The sequence below is a fragment of the Martinezella lusitana genome (assembly GCF_010668395.1).
GTDB classification, from domain to species: domain Bacteria; phylum Pseudomonadota; class Alphaproteobacteria; order Rhizobiales; family Rhizobiaceae; genus Rhizobium; species Rhizobium lusitanum_A.
Genome location: NZ_WUEY01000006.1, coordinates 259026 through 277024, shown reverse-complemented (window position 1 = coordinate 277024; position 17999 = coordinate 259026). Strand labels below are relative to the sequence as shown.

19 protein-coding genes are annotated in these 17999 nt (G+C 62.2%); 14 read left to right on the top strand and 5 right to left on the bottom strand.

Going from position 1 to position 17999, the window contains the following annotated elements:
- Positions 1-98 precede the first annotated feature (98 nt).
- The 6 genes from GR212_RS16540 (at position 99) to GR212_RS16515 (ending at position 5709) form a co-directional block, all read left to right on the top strand.
- A complete protein-coding gene (locus GR212_RS16540) occupies positions 99-935 on the top strand; it encodes a DUF1932 domain-containing protein (protein WP_163987660.1) in 837 nt (278 codons plus the stop codon).
- Positions 936-1045: 110 nt separating this feature from the next.
- On the top strand, positions 1046-1564 hold the full coding sequence (locus GR212_RS16535) for a dihydrofolate reductase (protein ID WP_163987659.1): 519 nt from the start codon (positions 1046-1048) through the stop codon (positions 1562-1564).
- 177 nt (positions 1565-1741) lie between these two features.
- The gene (gene hflK / locus GR212_RS16530; RefSeq protein WP_163987658.1) at positions 1742-2866 is read left to right on the top strand and encodes an FtsH protease activity modulator HflK; all 1125 of its coding nucleotides are present in this window, start codon (positions 1742-1744) and stop codon (positions 2864-2866) included.
- Positions 2866-3804 (top strand): protease modulator HflC, encoded by a 939-nt coding sequence (hflC, locus tag GR212_RS16525; protein WP_163987657.1) that lies wholly within the window; start codon positions 2866-2868, stop codon positions 3802-3804. Before hflK ends, hflC begins: the two co-directional genes overlap by 1 nt.
- Positions 3805-3820: 16 nt before the next feature.
- Positions 3821-3997, top strand: a complete 177-nt coding sequence (locus tag GR212_RS16520) for a hypothetical protein (RefSeq protein WP_163987656.1) — start codon at positions 3821-3823, stop codon at positions 3995-3997.
- Positions 3997-5709: a DegQ family serine endoprotease gene (locus GR212_RS16515; protein WP_163987655.1), complete on the top strand. Its 1713-nt coding sequence runs from the start codon at positions 3997-3999 to the stop codon at positions 5707-5709. Before GR212_RS16520 ends, GR212_RS16515 begins: the two co-directional genes overlap by 1 nt.
- A gap of 14 nt (positions 5710-5723) precedes the next feature.
- Here GR212_RS16515 and GR212_RS16510 read toward each other — a convergent pair whose 3' ends face one another.
- Genes GR212_RS16510 through serB form a run of 3 tightly spaced genes read right to left on the bottom strand, consistent with a single transcriptional unit; the run spans position 5724 to position 7774 of the window.
- A complete protein-coding gene (locus GR212_RS16510) occupies positions 5724-6290 on the bottom strand; it encodes a GNAT family N-acetyltransferase (protein ID WP_163987654.1) in 567 nt (188 codons plus the stop codon).
- Positions 6287-6850, bottom strand: coding sequence for a GNAT family N-acetyltransferase (locus tag GR212_RS16505; protein WP_163987653.1), 564 nt, complete (start codon positions 6848-6850; stop codon positions 6287-6289). Before GR212_RS16505 ends, GR212_RS16510 begins: the two co-directional genes overlap by 4 nt.
- 33 nt (positions 6851-6883) lie before the next feature.
- Entirely contained in the window at positions 6884-7774 is an 891-nt protein-coding gene (gene serB, locus GR212_RS16500; protein WP_163987652.1) for a phosphoserine phosphatase SerB, read from the bottom strand.
- 13 nt (positions 7775-7787) lie between these two features.
- Here serB and miaA point away from each other — a divergent pair, with 13 nt between their 5' ends.
- A complete protein-coding gene (gene miaA, locus GR212_RS16495; RefSeq protein WP_163987651.1) occupies positions 7788-8669 on the top strand; it encodes a tRNA (adenosine(37)-N6)-dimethylallyltransferase MiaA in 882 nt (293 codons plus the stop codon).
- A 10-nt stretch (positions 8670-8679) separates the two neighbouring features.
- On the opposite strand, the gene GR212_RS16490 is transcribed toward miaA, so the two are convergent.
- Complete coding sequence (locus GR212_RS16490; protein ID WP_163987650.1) at positions 8680-10710, bottom strand: ATP-binding protein; 2031 nt, start codon at positions 10708-10710, stop codon at positions 8680-8682.
- A gap of 330 nt (positions 10711-11040) precedes the next feature.
- On the opposite strand from GR212_RS16490, the gene GR212_RS16485 reads away from it, so the two are divergent.
- The 3 genes from GR212_RS16485 (at position 11041) to GR212_RS16475 (ending at position 14620) form a co-directional block, all read left to right on the top strand.
- Positions 11041-12834 carry an acetolactate synthase 3 large subunit gene (locus GR212_RS16485; protein WP_163987649.1) on the top strand — a complete coding sequence of 598 codons (1794 nt, stop codon included), beginning with the start codon at positions 11041-11043 and terminating at the stop codon, positions 12832-12834.
- An 89-nt stretch (positions 12835-12923) separates the two neighbouring features.
- On the top strand, positions 12924-13496 hold the full coding sequence (gene ilvN / locus GR212_RS16480; protein WP_163987648.1) for an acetolactate synthase small subunit: 573 nt from the start codon (positions 12924-12926) through the stop codon (positions 13494-13496).
- 92 nt (positions 13497-13588) lie between these two features.
- On the top strand, positions 13589-14620 hold the full coding sequence (locus GR212_RS16475; RefSeq protein WP_163987647.1) for a capsular biosynthesis protein: 1032 nt from the start codon (positions 13589-13591) through the stop codon (positions 14618-14620).
- A gap of 10 nt (positions 14621-14630) precedes the next feature.
- On the opposite strand, the gene GR212_RS16470 is transcribed toward GR212_RS16475, so the two are convergent.
- A complete protein-coding gene (locus GR212_RS16470) occupies positions 14631-15476 on the bottom strand; it encodes an aldo/keto reductase (protein WP_163987646.1) in 846 nt (281 codons plus the stop codon).
- Positions 15477-15683: 207 nt separating this feature from the next.
- On the opposite strand from GR212_RS16470, the gene GR212_RS16465 reads away from it, so the two are divergent.
- Genes GR212_RS16465 through GR212_RS16450 form a run of 4 tightly spaced genes read left to right on the top strand, consistent with a single transcriptional unit; the run spans position 15684 to position 17968 of the window.
- Positions 15684-16277, top strand: a complete 594-nt coding sequence (locus tag GR212_RS16465) for a LysE family translocator (protein ID WP_163987645.1) — start codon at positions 15684-15686, stop codon at positions 16275-16277.
- Between the two features lie 23 nt (positions 16278-16300).
- Complete coding sequence (nthA, locus tag GR212_RS16460; protein ID WP_163987644.1) at positions 16301-16954, top strand: nitrile hydratase subunit alpha; 654 nt, start codon at positions 16301-16303, stop codon at positions 16952-16954.
- Entirely contained in the window at positions 16951-17610 is a 660-nt protein-coding gene (gene nthB, locus GR212_RS16455) for a nitrile hydratase subunit beta (RefSeq protein ID WP_163987643.1), read from the top strand. Before nthA ends, nthB begins: the two co-directional genes overlap by 4 nt.
- Complete coding sequence (locus GR212_RS16450; protein ID WP_163987642.1) at positions 17597-17968, top strand: nitrile hydratase accessory protein; 372 nt, start codon at positions 17597-17599, stop codon at positions 17966-17968. The genes nthB and GR212_RS16450 overlap by 14 nt, the downstream gene beginning before the upstream one ends.
- Positions 17969-17999 lie beyond the last annotated feature (31 nt).

Genomic DNA, 17999 nt, shown 5'->3' with positions numbered 1-17999 from the left:
GGACGCTAAACTTAGCGTTACTGCACGGCATTCTGCTCGTCCGGTCGAGGGATAGACGATATGCTGCCGACTTCCCCATGCGAAGAAGGAGATTGGCCGTGGAGATCGCAGTCATCGGAGCCGGCGCGATGGGCAGCGCCATCGCCGGACGCCTGGTCGAAAATGGGGCGAGGGTGGTCACCTATCTCGAGGGGCGATCGGCTTCGACCATACAGCGGGCGAAAGCGGCTGGCATGGAGCCGGTCGGCCTGGATGCCGTGGCCGCATCACGCCTCATTCTGTCCATCGTGCCGCCCGCCGAGGCCGTTGCCGTGGCCGAGCAGATCGCCGTCGAGCTACGCCGGACAGGTAGACGGACGACGTTCATGGACTGTAACGCGATTTCCCCGAGGACCATGGCCGAGGTTGCGGCGATCTTCGGTAGCGACTGCGGCGTAGTTCTCGACGGCTCCATTGTCGGCGGACCGCCGAAACCCGGGCAGAAGGGGCCGAAACTCTACGTCAGCGGCGATGAGGCCAACGATAGCGGCGTGCTGGTGGAGCACGGACTGCAGGTCCGCCGCATCGAGGGGTCGATCGGCGCGGCCTCCGCATTGAAGATGTGCTACGCCGGTATCAACAAAGGCGTAACCGGTCTCGGCACGGCCATGCTGCTGGCCGCGATCCACTCGGGCGCCGATGAGGCTCTGAAACGCGAGCTTCAGGAAAGCGTGCCCGATCTCTATGCGAAGCTGGTCCATGGCATTCCGGACATGTATCCCAAAGCCTATCGCTGGGTTGCTGAGATGGAGGAGATTTCGGATTTCCTCGGCAAGGACGATCCCGCCGCGCTGATATTCAGGGGCATGGCCGGGCTCTATAGGAAGATGGCGAAGGATCGGGAAGATGGAGGGCTTTTGGCCGACCAGCTCGATGAGCTCAATAGTGGCGCCTAATGCGGCGGTGCTTGGGACGGGACGCCTTTCACCTCCCGTCGTGACCATCATGATGTAAAGTCTTCGCGCCGACTCGCTTCGGCGCCGGTGAGATAGCCTGAGGGAGACGCATGACCCAACCGATCAAAACCATCGTCGTTGCCGTATCGCGCAACGGCATCATCGGGCGCGATGGCGATATGCCCTGGCGGTTGTCATCCGATCTCAAGCGCTTCAAGGCGATGACCCTGGGCAAGCCGGTCATCATGGGGCGCAAGACCTTTCAGTCGATCGGCAAGCCGCTGCCGGGCCGGCCAAATGTCGTCATCAGCCGCGATACCGGTTTCTCTGCCGAGGGGATAGCGGTGGTGCATTCGCTGGCCGAGGCGATCGAGGCTGCGTCCCGCCTTGCCCGGGAGAGCGATGTCGACGAAATCTGCATCATTGGCGGCGGTGAAATCTATCGGCAGGCGATCGGTCTGGCCGACCGGTTGCTGGTGACCCATGTCGAGGCGGATGTGGAGGGCGACACGGCCTTTCCAAAGATCGATCCCGGCATCTGGCAGGCCGATAGCGAGTTGGCCGTGCCGGCTGGAGAGAAGGACACTTATCCGACGCGGTTCGTTAGCTATTCCAAGCGAAAAACATAAAAGCTGCCCCCGAAAAGCAAATATTTTCCAATGAATCCGACGAACTTCCTGAAGTCGCGTTGAAAGCAGGTGCTTCGATACCTATAACGGGAAACAATCGCTGCCGCCTGCGGATTTCGAGCCATGAGGTCCGTGGATTCGGCGCGATGCTGGGAGTCAACAAACAAAGAGGTTTTGATGCCTTGGAGCAATCAGAATGGCGGCGGCGGTGGCCCATGGGGCGGCGGTGGCGGCGGAAATAATCAGGGACCTTGGGGGCAAGGACCGAACCGGCCGCGGGGAAGCGGCAACGGAGGGCCTCCGGATCTCGAGGATATTATTCGTCGCGGTCAGGACCGATTGAAAGGCTTTGTGCCTGGTGGCTTCAATGCGGGCGTCGTCCTCATCATCATCGCTGTAATCGCCGTTTTCTGGCTGATCCAGTGCATCTATACTGTGCAGCCGGACGAGCGCGGCGTGGAACTGCGCTTCGGCAAGCCGCGCGAAGAAGTCTCGATGCCCGGCCTGCATTTCCATTTCTGGCCGATAGACCGCGTCGAATTCGTGAAGATCACGGAACAGCAGCGAAACATCGGCGGACGCTCCAGCGCCGGTTCGACTGCCGGCCTGATGCTGACGGGCGATCAGAACATCGTCAACGTGCAGTTCTCGGTCCTCTATGCCGTGACCAATCCGCAATCCTATCTCTTCAACGTCGAAAGCCCTGACGAAACACTGCAGCAGGTGGCCGAAAGCGCCATGCGCGAGATCGTCGGCCGGCGTCCTGCACAGGACATCTATCGTGACAACCGTCAGGAAATCGCGGTGCAGGTGAGAAACATCATCCAGGATACGATGGACCGCTACGGTGCCGGCATTTCCATCAATGCCGTGCCGATCGAAGACGTGTCGCCGCCGCGCGAGGTCGCAGACGCGTTCGACGAAGTGCAGCGTGCCGAGCAGAACGAAGACCAGCAGGTGGAAGAGGCCAATCAATACGCCAACCAGAAGCTCGGTCAGGCCCGCGGTCGCGCGGCGCAGATTCGCGAAGAAGCTGCGGCCTACAAGGATCGTATCGTGAAGGAAGCCCAGGGTGAGGCGCAGCGCTTCATCTCCATCTACGACGAATACGTCAAGGCTCCGGAAGTGACCCGCAAGCGGCTGTTCCTTGAAACCATGGAGTCCGTCATCGGCAATTCCAACAGCATCATCATCGACGACAAGCAGGGCGTCGTGCCTTACCTGCCGCTGAATGAAATCGGCAAGCAGCCCGCGACGCAGGCAGGCACGCCCGCCTCTGCAACTCAGCCGGAGGCCAAATAATGACGTCCAGCCGTTTGCCAGCCATTCTCATCGCGCTCGCGGTGATATTGCTACTCGTCTATTCGTCGGTGTTCGTGGTCAATGCCCGCGAACAGGCCATCGTCCTGCGCTTCGGCCAGATCCGCGAGGTCAAGACGGAGCCGGGCTTGTATTTCAAGCTGCCTTTCGCCTTCATGGATGCCGATCGCGTTCAATACATCCAGCAGCAGGAACTGCGCTTCGATCTGGACAACATCCGCGTTCAGGTCTCGGGCGGCAAGTTCTACGAAGTCGATGCTTTCGTCGTCTACAAGATCGCCGATGCCCGGAAGTTCCGGGAAACGGTGTCGGGTGACCGCGATGCGGCGGAATCTCGTCTCAGAACCCGCCTCGATGCCTCGCTGCGCCGTGTCTACGGTCTGCGCAGCTTCGATGCGGCTCTCTCCAGCGAGCGTGCGTCCATGATGACGGAAGTGCGTGACGACCTGCATCGCGATGCGGAAACGCTCGGCCTCAATATCGAGGACGTCCGCATCCGCCGCACCGACCTGACGCAGGAAGTGTCGCAGCAGACCTACGACCGCATGAAGGCCGAACGTCTGGCGGAAGCCGAACTGATCCGTGCCCGCGGTAACGAAGAAGGCCAGCGCCGCCGCGCGATCGCGGATCGTCAGGTCGTCGAGATCGTCGCGGATGCGCAGAAGGATTCGGAAATCCTTCGCGGTCAGGGTGAAGCCGAGCGCAACGGCATCTTTGCCGATGCATCGCAGCGCGATCCGAACTTCTACGAGTTCTATCGCTCGATGGCCGCCTACAACAAGGCGCTTGGCTCGGGCGGCAAGACGCTGGTTCTGCCTCCCAGCAAGTCGGACTTCTTCAAGTTCTTCGACAGCCCTGCGGGCTCCGCGCCCAATTCCGCGGCGCCGGCGCTTGCCAATCCGACGGCGCCTGCGAACTAAGCCGTCAGTTCAGGAAATGAAAGGGCTGCCTTCGGGCGGCCCTTTTCTTTATGACGGCTTGCATCACCTTTACCATGCCGGCAACAGCGGCGCCGAGGTCCGGGGATTTCGCAAAAAGGTGATTTCACGCTTCATCATTCCGCCTTATGTTGATGCTTATACAAGTTTTCCCTTTCTCGATGAGGATGCCTGATGGCTTCGACCAATCGCCTGCCTTTCGGCCGTTCGTTTGCCTTGCTCGCGAGCATTGCGCTGATTGCTGGCCCCGTTGTGGGCGTCACCGAACAGGCTTACGCACAGGCGCAGAATAGCGGGGCGGCCGCAGGTGCACAGGCGCCGGCCACCACCGGCAACCAGACGCCGCCAGCAGCATCCCCCACGGTCACGATGAACCCGGCGATGAGCGCCGGGCCGGCTTCTGTTGCCGATCTCGCTTCCGGATTGCTCGACGCGGTCGTCAATATTTCCACATCGCAGAAGGTGAAGGACGAGGGCGACGGGCCGGCGACGCCGAAGGTGCCGGACAATTCGCCCTACCAGGACTACTTCAACGACTTCTTCAACAACAAGAAAGACGACAACAGCAACCGCAAGGTGAGCTCGCTCGGCTCCGGCTTCGTCATCGATCCGGCCGGCTACATCGTCACCAACAATCACGTCATCGAAGGCGCCGACGATATCGAGGTCATCTTCCCCAACGGCACCAAGCTGAAGGCGAAGCTCATCGGCACCGATACGAAGACCGATCTTTCGGTCCTCAAGGTCGAGTCGAAGCATCCGCTGACGGCAGTGAAGTTCGGCGATTCCTCGAAGATGCGGATCGGCGATTGGGTGATGGCGATCGGCAATCCCTTCGGTCTTGGCGGCTCCGTGACCATCGGCATCGTCTCGGCGCGGGGCCGCAACATCAACGCCGGCCCCTATGACAATTTCATCCAGACGGACGCCGCGATCAACAAGGGCAATTCCGGCGGTCCGCTCTTCAACATGAAGGGCGAGGTGATCGGCATCAACACCGCCATCATCTCCCCGAGCGGCGGTTCGATCGGTATCGGCTTTGCCGTTCCGTCCGAGCTGGCGCAGGGTGTGGTCGATCAGCTCAGAGACTTCGGCGAGACGCGCCGGGGCTGGCTCGGCGTGCGTATCCAGCCGGTGACGGACGATGTCGCCAACAGCCTCGGCCTTGCCGACGCCAAGGGCGCGCTGGTGGCCGGGGTCATCAAGGGCGGCCCCGTCGACAACGGCTCGATCAAGGCGGGCGACGTCATCCTGAAATTCGACGGCAAGGATGTGGACGAGATGCGCGATCTGCCGCGCGTTGTTGCCGAAAGCCCTGTCGGCAAGGAAGTCGATGTCGTTATCTACCGCGACGGCAAGGAGCAGACCGTCAAGGTCACGCTGGGCCGGCTGGAGGACAGCGATCAGGCGGCCGCGGCCAGCACCGAAAAGAACAAGAAGCCGCAACTCGCGCCCGACGACAACGGCAACAACGGTGGCGTCATCAATCCCGACGACGGCGACGAGGGCAGCGATGACGGCATGGATGGACAGGATCAGGGCGAGGATCCGCAGCAATCTCCTCAGGCTCAGCCACCGGCCCAGGCGACCTCGAACATACTGGGCATGAAACTCGCGACACTGTCGGCCGAGAACCGCAAGAGCTTCGGTATTGCCGATAGCGTCGACGGCGTCGTCGTCACCGAAGTGGCGCCGGGTTCCGCTGCGGCCGAAAAAGGACTGAAGCCCGGCGATGTCATCGTCGAGGTCGCGCAGGAATTCGTGCAGACCCCGAGTGCCGCTTCCGAGAAAGTGGCTTCGCTGAAGCGCGAAGGCCGCCGTAACGCACAGATGATGATCGCGTCTCCGAATGGTGACTTGCGCTTCATCGCCGTTGCGCTGGAGTAAATTCAGGCCTTGCCTTATTGCCCGTGCTGCGCGCGCCATTCGGCGGCGCTCAGGCGATAGACGCGGTGCGGCTTCAGGTGCGGATGCGTATCCGGAATTTGCGGATGGTCGAAATCGCAGGCAGGATCGGGCTGCATACCGATCCTGCGCATCACCGCCAGAGCGCGCTTGTTATCGTGCACCGCGATCGACAGAATTTCTTCGAGCGTCAGGACATCGAAGGCGTTGCGCACAAGCGCCATGCCGGCCTCGGTCGCATAGCCTTTGCCCCAATGGCATGCTGAGATCCGCCAGCCGATTTCGACGGCATCTTTCGGTAAAAGAGGCTCGATCCGTAATCTGGACAGCCCGCAGAACCCGATTGCCTCGCGGCTATCCCTCAGCACCATGACGAGAAGATCGAAACCGGGTTCGGGTGTGGCGTTCCTGATCAGGTCGAAGACGGCATCGGCATCTTCGCGGCTGCGGCGGAAGGGAAAGAACTCAAGGACGGCCGGATCGGCGCTGAGTTCATGGAACAGCTCGCGATCTTCTTCCAGGCATGGCCGTAGCATCAATCGCGGCGTTTCGATGAAGGTCATCGCCCGGAGCGCCATTCGGCGGCCGTGAGGCGATAAAGCACATGGCGCTTCAGATGAGGGTGAGTATCCGGGACGTTCGGGTGATAGAAATCGCCGCCCTCGACGCGATGCATGCCGATCCGCTCCATCACCGCCGTCGACCTTACATTGTTCCGGACGGCGAAGGAAACGATCTCGCCGGCGCCGAGCCGCTCGAACGCATGGGCGAGGAGCGCGCGTGCCGCCTCGGTCACGAAGCCCTTGCCCCAGAAACGCGCGGCCAGCCGCCAGCCGATTTCCAGTGTGCCTTTGGCGACGTGGGGTTCGAGATGATCGACACGCGCCAGCCCGCAAAAACCGATCGTTGTGCCGGTCGCCTTTTCCTCCAAAGCAAAGAAGCCAAGCCCGGTTTCGGCGATCATCGCGTGAATGCGATCGAAGAAGATGTTCGCTTCTTCACGATTGCGGCGAAACGGAAAGAATTCCATGACCGCTTCGTCGGAGTTGATTTCGTAGGCCAGATCGCGATCCGTCTCGCGCCAGTTGCGGATGATGAGGCGGTCGGTTTCGGTGATGATCATCTTTGTACCCCGATGTCAGCGACCTGCGCCGGTCTATGGTTTGATGAAGTCCGTCTTGCGATAGCCCTGGATGTAGAGCAGGGCGGTCAGGTCGCCGTGGTCGATACGCATTCCGGCCTGCGCCGAGACCGTCGGCTTGGCGTGAAGTGCGACGCCGGAGCCGGCAAGCTGAAGCATGCCGAGGTCGTTGGCGCCGTCGCCGACGGCCAAAGCGTCATCCGCGGAAATACCGAGCTTCGCGGCGATGTCGTTCAGCGCGTCCACCTTGGCCTGCTTGCCGAGGATCGGTTCCTCGACGAAGCCGGTAAGTATGCCGTTTTCTTCCAGCAGGATATTGGCCCGGTTTTCGTCGAAGCCGAGCGTGGCGCCGATCCGGGTGGTGAAGACGGTGAAGCCGCCGGAAACGAGCGCCGTGTAATGGCCCTTCGCCTTCATGGTGGCGATCAGTTCGGGGCCGCCCGGCGTCAAGGTGATGCGTCTGGCAATGACATCGTCGACCACGGACAGCGGCAATCCCTTCAATAAGGCCACGCGCTCGCGCAGGGCCGGCTCGAAGGCAATCTCGCCATTCATGGCGCGGGCGGTGATATTGGCAACCCTGTCCTTCAGGCCGACCTCGGCTGCCAGTTCGTCGATGCACTCCTGGCCGATCATGGTGGAGTCCATGTCGGCAATCAGCAGCTTCTTGCGGCGGCTTTCCGTTTCCTGGATCACCAGGTCTATCGGTTCATCGCCGATCGCGGCCAGAATGTTGGCCTCGGCTGCCTGCAGATCTGTATCGTCGCGTAGCGCGATATCGCAGGCAATGCCGTCGGCCAGCCAGTAGAGCCCGGACGCCTTGACGGCTTCGGCCGCCTGTTCGGCGATGGCCGGAACAAGAACGGGGTTTGACGGATTGGCAATAAGCGTGGCAACGAAGGCCATGAGCAGAAACCTTATGAGCAATATCGACGCGATCCTGATAACCGGGCCGACCGCGAGCGGCAAGTCCGCGCTGGCGGTTGAATTGGCTCGTTCGCATGATGGCGTCGTCATCAATGCCGACAGCATGCAGGTTTACGACACCTTGCGCGTGCTGACCGCGCGGCCCTCCGAAGCCGATATGGAGGGCATTCCGCACCATCTCTATGGCCAGGTTCTGGCGGGGCAGGCCTATTCCACCGGCGCCTGGCTGCGCGAGGCGGGCGCACTGGTCGAGCGCCTTCGCGGCGAGGGGCGCATGCCTGTATTCGTCGGCGGTACGGGACTCTATTTCAAGGCGCTGACGGGCGGACTTTCCGACATGCCCGAGATTCCGCCCGAGGTTCGCAATCGTCTTCGCGGCCGGTTGCTGGCGGAAGGGGCGGAAACGCTGCACCGCGAGCTTTCGCAACGCGACGGTGCCGTTGCCGAAGCGTTGAAGCCGCAGGACGGGCAGCGCATCGTTCGCGCGCTCGAAGTGGTCGAGGCGACGGGCCGGTCGATTGCGGCCTTTCAGGGCAAGACCGGGCCGATGGTCATCGATCCGGATCGCGCGCGAAAGATCGTGGTGCTGCCGGAGCGGGCCTTGTTGCATGAGCGCATCAACAACCGCTTCGAAAAGATGCTGGCGATGGGTGCCGACGACGAGGTGCGGGCCTTACTGGCTCTCGATCTGCCGCCGGAGGTGCCTGTCATGAAGGCAATCGGCGTATCGCAGATCGCTGCGATGCTGAAGGGCGAGATGACGCGCGCCGACGTTCTTGAAACCGGAGCGGCCGCGACGCGGCAATATGCCAAGCGGCAAATGACGTGGTTCCGCAATCAGATGGACGAGAGCTGGGAGCGATTGAGCCCGTGAGCCCGATGCGTCATTCCTTGTCGTAGAGGCTGCTCAGCGGCTTCTTCAAGATGCTGTCGCGCAGCGAAAGGCCGGGTTCCCGCCGCAGCGACGGCAAGGGCTCCCTTGTCGGCATCGGGCGCGGGCTTGCCGCGTCGTCGCTGCGGAATTCGCGACGCAGTTCGGCAAGCCTGCTGTCGATCGACGTCGGTATCGAAGCAGTGGCCTGTGGCGGGGTGCGGGGCAGCATGTCGGGACGATAGGGTTCGCTCGATGGCAAGTCGGGTTCCGCCTGATATCGTGCTGCCTGTTCGGCGGGCAGATCATCGAACTCGTTCCTGATCTCGGCTATGGCCTCCGCGGCGGCACTGTAGCTTTGTTGCAGGCCGCCGATATCGGGCGTTGAAATCGAGCGCATGCGACCAATGATGGTGCGCAGATCGACGGTATCCGGCGAATCCTCGCTGATCTTTGCCGCGCTGCCGCTGGCCTTTGGCACGAGATACTCATCGACGCGAGCGAAGCGCATGCGCATCGGCACGGCAATGGCTTCGCCGAAGGCGATCGCTTCGCCATTGCCTATCGATGACAGGAAGCTCGTTGTCGAGATCGAGGAGTTCGGGATGGCCGAGCGGATGATTTCCTGGTCGTGGTCGTTGGCGAGACGCATGGCGAAAAGCGTCGAGCACTGCGACAGGATCGTCTGGTCGAGTTCGCCAGGGCGCTGGGTGATGATGCCGAGCGATACGCCGTATTTGCGGCCTTCCTTGGCGATGCGGGCGATGGCCTGCCGCGTCGGAAGGAAGCCGAGGTTCGGATCGGCGGGAATGTAGCGATGCGCTTCCTCGCAGACGACGAGCATATGGATCGCGCCTTCGCTCCAGAGCGCCAGTTCGAATGCCATGCGGCACAGTACCGAGGCGACGGAATTGATGACTTCCGAAGGAATGCCGGCAAGCTGGAACGTGCAGATCGGCTTACCGTCGCCCGGAATGCGGAAAATCTTGGCGATCGTCTCCATGATCGTATCGGTGATCGTGTTGTTGGAGAACATGAAGTGATAGCGCGGATCGTTGATCGCCGAGATGATGCGCATCTTCAGTGAACGCAGGTGCGGCTTTTCCTGCCGGCCCTCAAGCCGGCCGATGCGCTCGTCGATGAGGGCGAGAAGGTCGGCCATGCGGTAGGGGATCGGCGTATCGGCCGTCACGGAGGACTTTTCCGTCTGGCGGCGCATCAAGGCTGAATCGCTGCCTCGGAACGCCCGCCGCGCTTCCGGAATGAGATCGCGCAACGCGTCGAGCTCTTCGGGCACCGCCGGGCGGCCGCGGAAGACGACTTCGCTGAATTCCTCCAGCCGCATCAGCCAGAAGGGCAGGTCGAGCGTATCGGTGTCGATGACGATAGCATGCCGGGGAAAGGCGGCGGCGAACTCGTTGTGCGGGTCGAGGATCAGCACGCGCAGCTTCGGATCGGTGCTGATCGCCTTGTGCAGCAGCAGCGAGACCGCGGTGGATTTGCCGACGCCGGTCGAGCCGACGACGGCGAAATGCTTCGACAGCATCGAGGGAATGTGGATGGCGGCGTCGATGCTCTCGTCCTGCGTCAGCTTGCCGATAACGCAGCTGCTGCTCTTGCCGGCATCGAAGATACGCATGAGGTCGGCGGCGCGGATGCGATGCGCGATGGCGCCGAGATAAGGGTATGCGGAAATGCCGCTCGAGAACTCTTCCCGGCCGTCGGGTCCGATGCGGACTTCGCCCAACAGCTCGACTTCGATGCGGAAGAGGTTGTCCTGTCCTTCGCCCCAGCCTGTATTGTCGGTATTCATGGAATAGACGAGGGCGGCAACGCGGTTCTTCCCGACGCTGATGGAAATCAGCCTGCCGACCGACCAGAGCTCCGTGAGATCGGTGCCCCCTGCCTCGGCGACGGCGGCAATCGTCGCCCGCGATCCGCTGCACGCGACAACGCGGCCAAGGAAGCGATTTCCCGGCTTCAACTTGTCACGGCGGTCTAAATCTCCAGCCTTGCCGGACGTCTGCAGATCGTTGTTCAGCAAACAGCTACCCCAAGCGTTTAGGGGCCGGAGCATAGAGGCGGTGGCTTAACAAAACCCTGTCGGTTACCCGTGCTTTTTATGGGGTTCCGCAACGGCGGCGATTTTTTATTGCTTGACGCGTTGACGCTTCGAAATTTTCTGTCTATCACTTCGCCCCATGAAAAACTCGATTATTCTTATCGTGGTGGGAAAGCGCATGGGCAGGATGGTGTAACCATCCGGCGATAGCCACCCATGCGCTAGATGACAGGCTCCCCAAGGGGCCTTTTTTTATGCCCGAAATCGAGATTTCATCTTTTCCAAACCTCCAGCAGACAGCGGAACAAACGTATGACCGGCACAGATAATCAGGCGAGCGGCAATCGAATGACAGGCGCGGAGATCGTGTTGCAGGCGCTCAGGGACAATGGCGTCGAACATATCTTCGGTTATCCGGGCGGCGCTGTGCTTCCGATCTACGACGAGATCTTCCAGCAGGAGGACATCAAGCACATTCTCGTCCGCCACGAGCAGGGCGCCGGCCATGCGGCCGAAGGCTATGCCCGCTCCACCGGCAAGGTCGGCGTCATGCTGGTCACCTCGGGTCCGGGTGCGACGAATGCCGTCACGCCGCTGCAGGACGCCTTGATGGATTCGATCCCTCTCGTCTGCCTGAGCGGCCAGGTTCCGACCACGCTGATCGGCTCCGACGCTTTCCAGGAATGCGATACGGTCGGCATCACGCGGCCCTGCACCAAGCACAACTGGCTGGTCAAGGATGTCAACGAACTGGCCGCCGTCATTCATGAGGCGTTCCGCATCGCGCAGACGGGCCGTCCCGGTCCGGTCGTCGTCGATATCCCGAAGGATATCCAGTTCGCGACCGGCACCTACACGCCGCCGGAAGCGCACAATGTCCAGAAGAGCTATCAGCCGAAGGTCCAGGGCGATCTCAACAAGATCACCCAGGCGATCGAGCTGATGAAGAACGCCCGTCGTCCCGTCATCTATTCCGGCGGCGGCGTCGTCAATTCCGGGCCGGAAGCCTGCAAGCTGCTGCGCGAGCTGGTCGAACTGACCGATTTCCCGATCACGTCGACGCTGATGGGTCTCGGCGCCTATCCGGCCTCCGGCAAGAGCTGGCTCGGCATGCTCGGCATGCATGGTTCCTACGAAGCCAACATGGCGATGCATGATTGCGACGTCATGGTCTGTATCGGCGCGCGCTTCGACGACCGCATTACCGGCCGCCTGAATGCCTTCTCGCCGAATTCGAAGAAGATCCATATCGATATCGACCCGTCCTCCATCAACAAGAACGTCCGCGTCGATGTCGGCATTCTCGGCGATGTCGGCAATGTTCTGGAAGACATGGTCCGCCTGTGGCGGGCGCTGCCGCAAAAGCCCGCTGCGGAGCGGCTCGGCGACTGGTGGAGCGATATCGCCCGCTGGCGCGCGCGCAACTCCTTCGCCTACAAGCCGAGCGACGACGTCATCATGCCGCAGTATGCGATCCAGCGTCTCTACGAGCTGACGAAGCATCGCGATACCTACATCACGACCGAAGTCGGACAGCATCAGATGTGGGCGGCGCAGTTTTACGGTTTCGAGCAGCCGAACCGCTGGATGACCTCGGGCGGCCTCGGAACCATGGGTTACGGCCTGCCGGCCGCGCTCGGCGTGCAGATCGCCCATCCGGAAAGCCTCGTCATCGATATTGCCGGCGATGCCTCGATCCAGATGTGCATTCAGGAAATGTCGGCGGCGATCCAGCACAACGCGCCGATCAAGATCTTCATCCTGAACAATCAGTATATGGGCATGGTTCGCCAGTGGCAGCAGCTGCTGCACGGCAATCGCCTATCCAATTCCTATACGGAAGCGATGCCTGATTTCGTCAAGCTCGCCGAGGCCTATGGCGCTGTCGGCCTGCGCTGCGAGAAGCCGGGCGATCTCGATGCCGCTATCCAGGAGATGATCGACGTCAACAAGCCGGTCATCTTCGATTGCCGCGTCGCCAATCTTGCCAACTGCTTCCCGATGATCCCCTCGGGCAAGGCGCACAACGAAATGCTGTTGCCGGACGAAGCGACCGACGAGGCCGTCGCCAACGCGATCGACGCCAAGGGTCGCCAGCTGGTCTGATCGGATGGCCGGGGCACGGCGGAAGCAGCGCCCCGGCCGCCCATCGCGCTGGCATACCGAACAAGAACCGAGGAAACGGAACAAGGATCATGAACGCACACCTTCAACCCACCGGCTCCGCCTATTTCATTTCGCCGGAAACCGCGATGGCGGAAAGCCACACGCTTTCCGTGCTTGTCGACAACGAGCCCGGCGTTCTCGCACGCGTCATCGGCCTCTTCTCCGGCCGGGGCTACAACATCGAAAGCCTCACCGTCTCGGAGACCGAGCATCAGGCCCATCTTTCGCGCATCACCGTCGTCACGCGCGGCACGCCGCAGGTGCTGGAGCAGATCAAGGCGCAGCTTGAGCGCATCGTTCCTGTCCACCGCGTCGTGGACCTGACGGTACGCGCCCGCGAACTCGGCCAGGAACGGCCGATCGAGCGCGAAGTGGCGCTGCTGAAGGTGACCGGAAGCGGCGAGACCCGCGCGGAAACGCTGCGGCTGGCCGATGCCTTCCACGCCAAGGTGGTGGACGCGACGATCGAGCATTTCATTCTGGAAATCACCGGCAAATCCTCGAAGATCGATCAGTTCATTGCCATCATCAAGCCGCTCGGCCTCATCGAAGTCTGCCGCACCGGCATCGCTGCGATGAACCGCGGTCCGCAGGGCATGTAAGAAACCTCCGTCGTTGACCGGCCTGCGGGCGTCGCTTAGCTTTCGCGACGCCCGGTCCGGATTGCCGGCCTCATTTGCAGCGGGGGAAGAAGGTGGCAGTCGTTGCCGGCGAGATTTTGCCCGATACCGGCGCCAAGCCGTGGCATCCACCGGCCGGGATGAGTCTTGGCGCGGCGTTCTTCGTGCGCGGCGATTTCCCCTGGCTCGGGCACTATTTCGGCTCGCAGAAGCTGGCATCGATCCTTTCTCCTGATATAGGCGGCATCGTCTCGTGGGGCGGCCGCTCGCCAGCGAAGATGGCGGCGCGGATCGCACGGTTCCGCCGATTGCGGCATTGGCATCTGGAGGACGGCTTCCTGCGATCCATGGGACTTGGCAAGACCGGCGCCATCCCGCTTTCCATCGTCATTGACGATCTTGGCCTGCCCGTCGATGTCAGCCGGCCGTCGCGGCTTGAGCGCCTGATTGAGGGAGGCGCGGAAACGGCGGAGCTCGGCCGCGCCATTCGAGAGCAGATCGTTCTCAACAGGCTGTCGAAATACAATCATCTTCCTCATCAGCCGCCTCGCATCGAACGGACGGCGAAGCGTCGTATCCTGCTGGTCGATCAGGTCGTCGGCGATGTTTCCGTCGGCAGGGCTCTCGGCTCAAAGGCCTCGTTCGAGAAGATGCTTGCCGATGGGCTGGCCAGCGATGCCCAGTGCATCATCCGCACCCATCCGGATGTGATGGCGGGACTTCGTAAGGGTTATCTTACGAATGGCGTGTCGACGGGCGATGTGCTGTTGCTTGACGACGCTGTGTCGGTGGCGTCGATCCTCGATGTTGTCGACGAGGTCTGGACGGTATCGAGCCAGTTCGGTTTCGATGCATTGCTGCGCGGTATTCCGGTTCGCTGCTATGCCGCGCCTTTCTATGCGGGCTGGGGCGTGACCGAAGATCATTTCGGTGTTTACACGAAGGCCGCGCTTGCCGGGCGCCGGACGAGACGGCGGACCGTCGACCAGATCGCCGCCGCCGCCTTTTCGCTCTACCCGACCTATCGCGATCCCGCGGACTGGCGGGAGATCGACGTCTTTCGGGCGATCGAGCTTATCGTCGCGCAGCAGAAGGCGGCTGCGTGATATCTAAAGGCTACAGCATCTCCAGCGACTTCTTGCGCGATGGCGGCGGGAAGGCGGCGTCGATGACGGCCCAATCCTCGTCGGTCATGTCGATGTCGATGGAGTCGCGGTTTTCCTCGACGCGCTGCGGGTTCGAGGATTTCGGGATCGATATCACGCCGTCACGCTCCAGCAGGAAGGCAAGCGCGATCTGGGCCGGCGTTGCCTGATAGGTCTTGGCGATGCGGATCAGCTCGGGGTGATGGAGCAGGCGTCCCTGTTCGATCGGGGAATAGGCCATGATGGGAATGCTGCGCTCCTGGCACCATGGCAGCAGGTCATATTCGATGCCGCGCCGAGCGAGGTTGTAGAGCACCTGATTGGCCGCGACGTTGCCGCCGTTCGGCACGGAAAGCAGCTCGTCCATATCGGCCACGTCGAAATTCGAGACGCCCCATGCCTCGATCTTGCCGGCGGCCTTCAGGCCTTCGAAGGCTTCCACCGTCTCCTCCAACGGATGGTTGCCGCGCCAATGCAGCAGATAGAGATCGATGCGATCGGTGTTCAGGCGCCTCAGGCTGCGTTCGCACGCCTCGACCGCGCCTTTGCGGCTGGCATTGGCGGGATAGACCTTGCTGACGAGGAAGACCTCGTCGCGCCGCCCTTCGATCGCCTTGCCGACGATCTCCTCGGAGCCGCCATCGGCATACATTTCGGCCGTGTCGATCAGCGTCATGCCGAGGTCGAGACCGGTTTTTAGGCTGGCGATCTCGTCTCGGGCAGTCGCGGCATTCTCGCCCATGTTCCATGTCCCCTGGCCGAGCGCCGGAACCATGATGCCGGAGGGGAGGGTGACGGTGGGAATGGGCTCGCGCATGGTCTGTCCTCGCTGCAGAAAGCCGAAGGATAGGTCCATCCTCGCGGAATTCAATCGATGTCCTTCATGTCACTGTGACAAACGTCCTATGGCTTTCCGAATACCGGCGAATTATTGTCGCCCCCGGATGTGCGTCGCCGGATCTGGCGCGCATGAGACATATTTTGGATGCCGCCCTTTGTCACATACGGTGTCCAGGGAGGCACTATGGCGCTGGATACATTTCTGGCTCTTTTACTATTCGCATTCACGACCTCGATCACGCCAGGGCCGAACAACATGATGTTGTTTGCTTCGGGCGTGAATTTCGGTTTCCGGCGCACGATTCCGCACATGCTCGGCATCGGCGTTGGCTTTCTCTCGCTGCTGCTCGGCGTTGGCCTGGGTCTGGGCGCTCTGCTGCATACCGTGCCGCTGCTCTACACCGTGCTGAAATTCGCCGGCGGCGCCTATCTGGTCTGGATCGCCTGGAAGATCGGCACATCCCGCAGCCTTGCGGAAAGCGAAGGCTCGGCGCAGCCGATGAGCTTCATGAGCGCTGCCGCGTTCCAATGGGTCAATCCCAAGGCCTGGGTGATGGCGGTCACCGCCATGGCGACCTACACCAACGAGCAGCTCTATCTGCTCACAGTCCTTCTCGTCGGGCTGGCATTCGCCGCGGTGAACCTGCCGAGCGTTTCGACCTGGGCCGGTTTCGGCTCGGTGCTGCGCGACTGGCTGGCCGATCCCGTTCGGCTGAAATGGTTCAACATAACCATGGCCGTCCTTCTGGTGCTCAGCCTCTGGCCGATGTTAAAGTAGTCCGGAAGAGACAGGAGGCAGCCATGTCCCACGGACACTCCCACGATGACGACGAACACCATCATCACGACCATCACCATCATGACAACCACTATTCGGACATGCAGGCGCGCGTGAAGGCGCTCGAGACGCTGTTGACGGAAAAGGGGTTGATCGATCCGGCCGCGATCGACCGGATCGTCGAGACCTATGAGACGAAGGTCGGGCCGCGCAACGGGGCTCAGGTGGTGGCGAAGGCCTGGAGCGATCCCACCTTTGCCGACTGGCTGCGGCGCGACGCGACGGCGGCGATCGCGAGCCTCGGCTTCACCGGCCGTCAGGGCGAGCATATGCGCGCGGTGTTCAACACGCCGGAAACGCACAACCTGATCGTCTGCACGCTTTGCTCCTGCTATCCGTGGGCCGTGCTGGGGCTGCCGCCGGTCTGGTACAAGGCGCCCGCCTACCGGTCCCGTGCGGTTATCGACCCGCGCGGCGTGCTGGCCGAGTTCGGACTGACGCTGCCGCAGGAAACGAAGATCCGCGTCTGGGATTCGACGGCGGAACTTCGTTATCTGGTGATTCCGCAGCGGCCCGCCGGTTCCGAGGGCATGGATGAGGCGGCGCTGGCGGATCTCGTCAGCCGCGACGCCATGATCGGAACCGCGGTCGCCAAAGCACCGGAGGCTGCGCTATGAACGGCCCGCACGACCTCGGCGGCCAGATGGGATTCGGCCCTGTCGCGCCGGAACCGAACGAGCCCTATTTCCATGCCGAATGGGAAAAGCGTGCGCTCGGCATCACGCTCTCCTGCGGCGCCTTCGGTGCCTGGAGTATCGACGAAAGCCGGCATGCGCGCGAAAACATTCCGCCGGCGAGCTATCTTGCCGCCAGCTATTACGAAATCTGGACCCGTGCCGTCGACACGCTGTTGGAGCGGCACGGCTTTGCGACCGCCGAGGAACTGCGCACCGGCCACGCGCTCGAAGAGGGCAGGGCGCCGAAGCGGATTCTGAAGGCGGACATGGTCGATGGCGTGCTGGCCAAGGGCGGCCCCTGCGACCGGCCGGTCGCTTCAGCGCCGCTCTTTGCCGTCGGCGATCATGTGCGCACGAAGAATTTCAACCCGACCGGCCACACGAGATTGCCGCGCTATGCCCGCGCCAGGACAGGGGTCGTCGAGGCCGTGCAGGGCTCCTTCGTCTTCCCCGACGACAACGCTCACGGCCGGGGCGAGAACCCGCAATGGGTCTACACGGTCGTCTTTGACGGCGCCGAGATATGGGGCGAGGGGGCCGATCCATCGCTGACGGTGTCGATCGATGCCTGGGAGACCTATCTTGAGCGCGTGTGAGGTCGTCTCGCCTCTGGCGCAATCGCCTGAACTGCCGAAATCCGCCGATGGCGAGCCGGTATTTCCCGAGCCCTGGGCGGCAGACGCCTTTGCGATGACCGTTCACCTGCATGAGAAGGGTCTGTTTGCCTGGAGCGAATGGGCGGAGCGGCTGTCGGCCGAATTGCACAAGCCCGGCCGCGCGCCCGACGGCAGCGACTATTTCGATTGCTGGGTGGCGGCGCTTTCCGGTCTGCTGGTCGCAAAGGGCATTGCCGATGCCGAGGCGATCCTGGCGCTGCAGCAAAGCTGGCAGCGAGCGGCGGAGGCTACGCCGCACGGCAAGCCGATCACGCTGGAAAACGATCCCCGGCGTTGAAGGACTGGCTCCCTTAGGGCCCTCCTCGTCC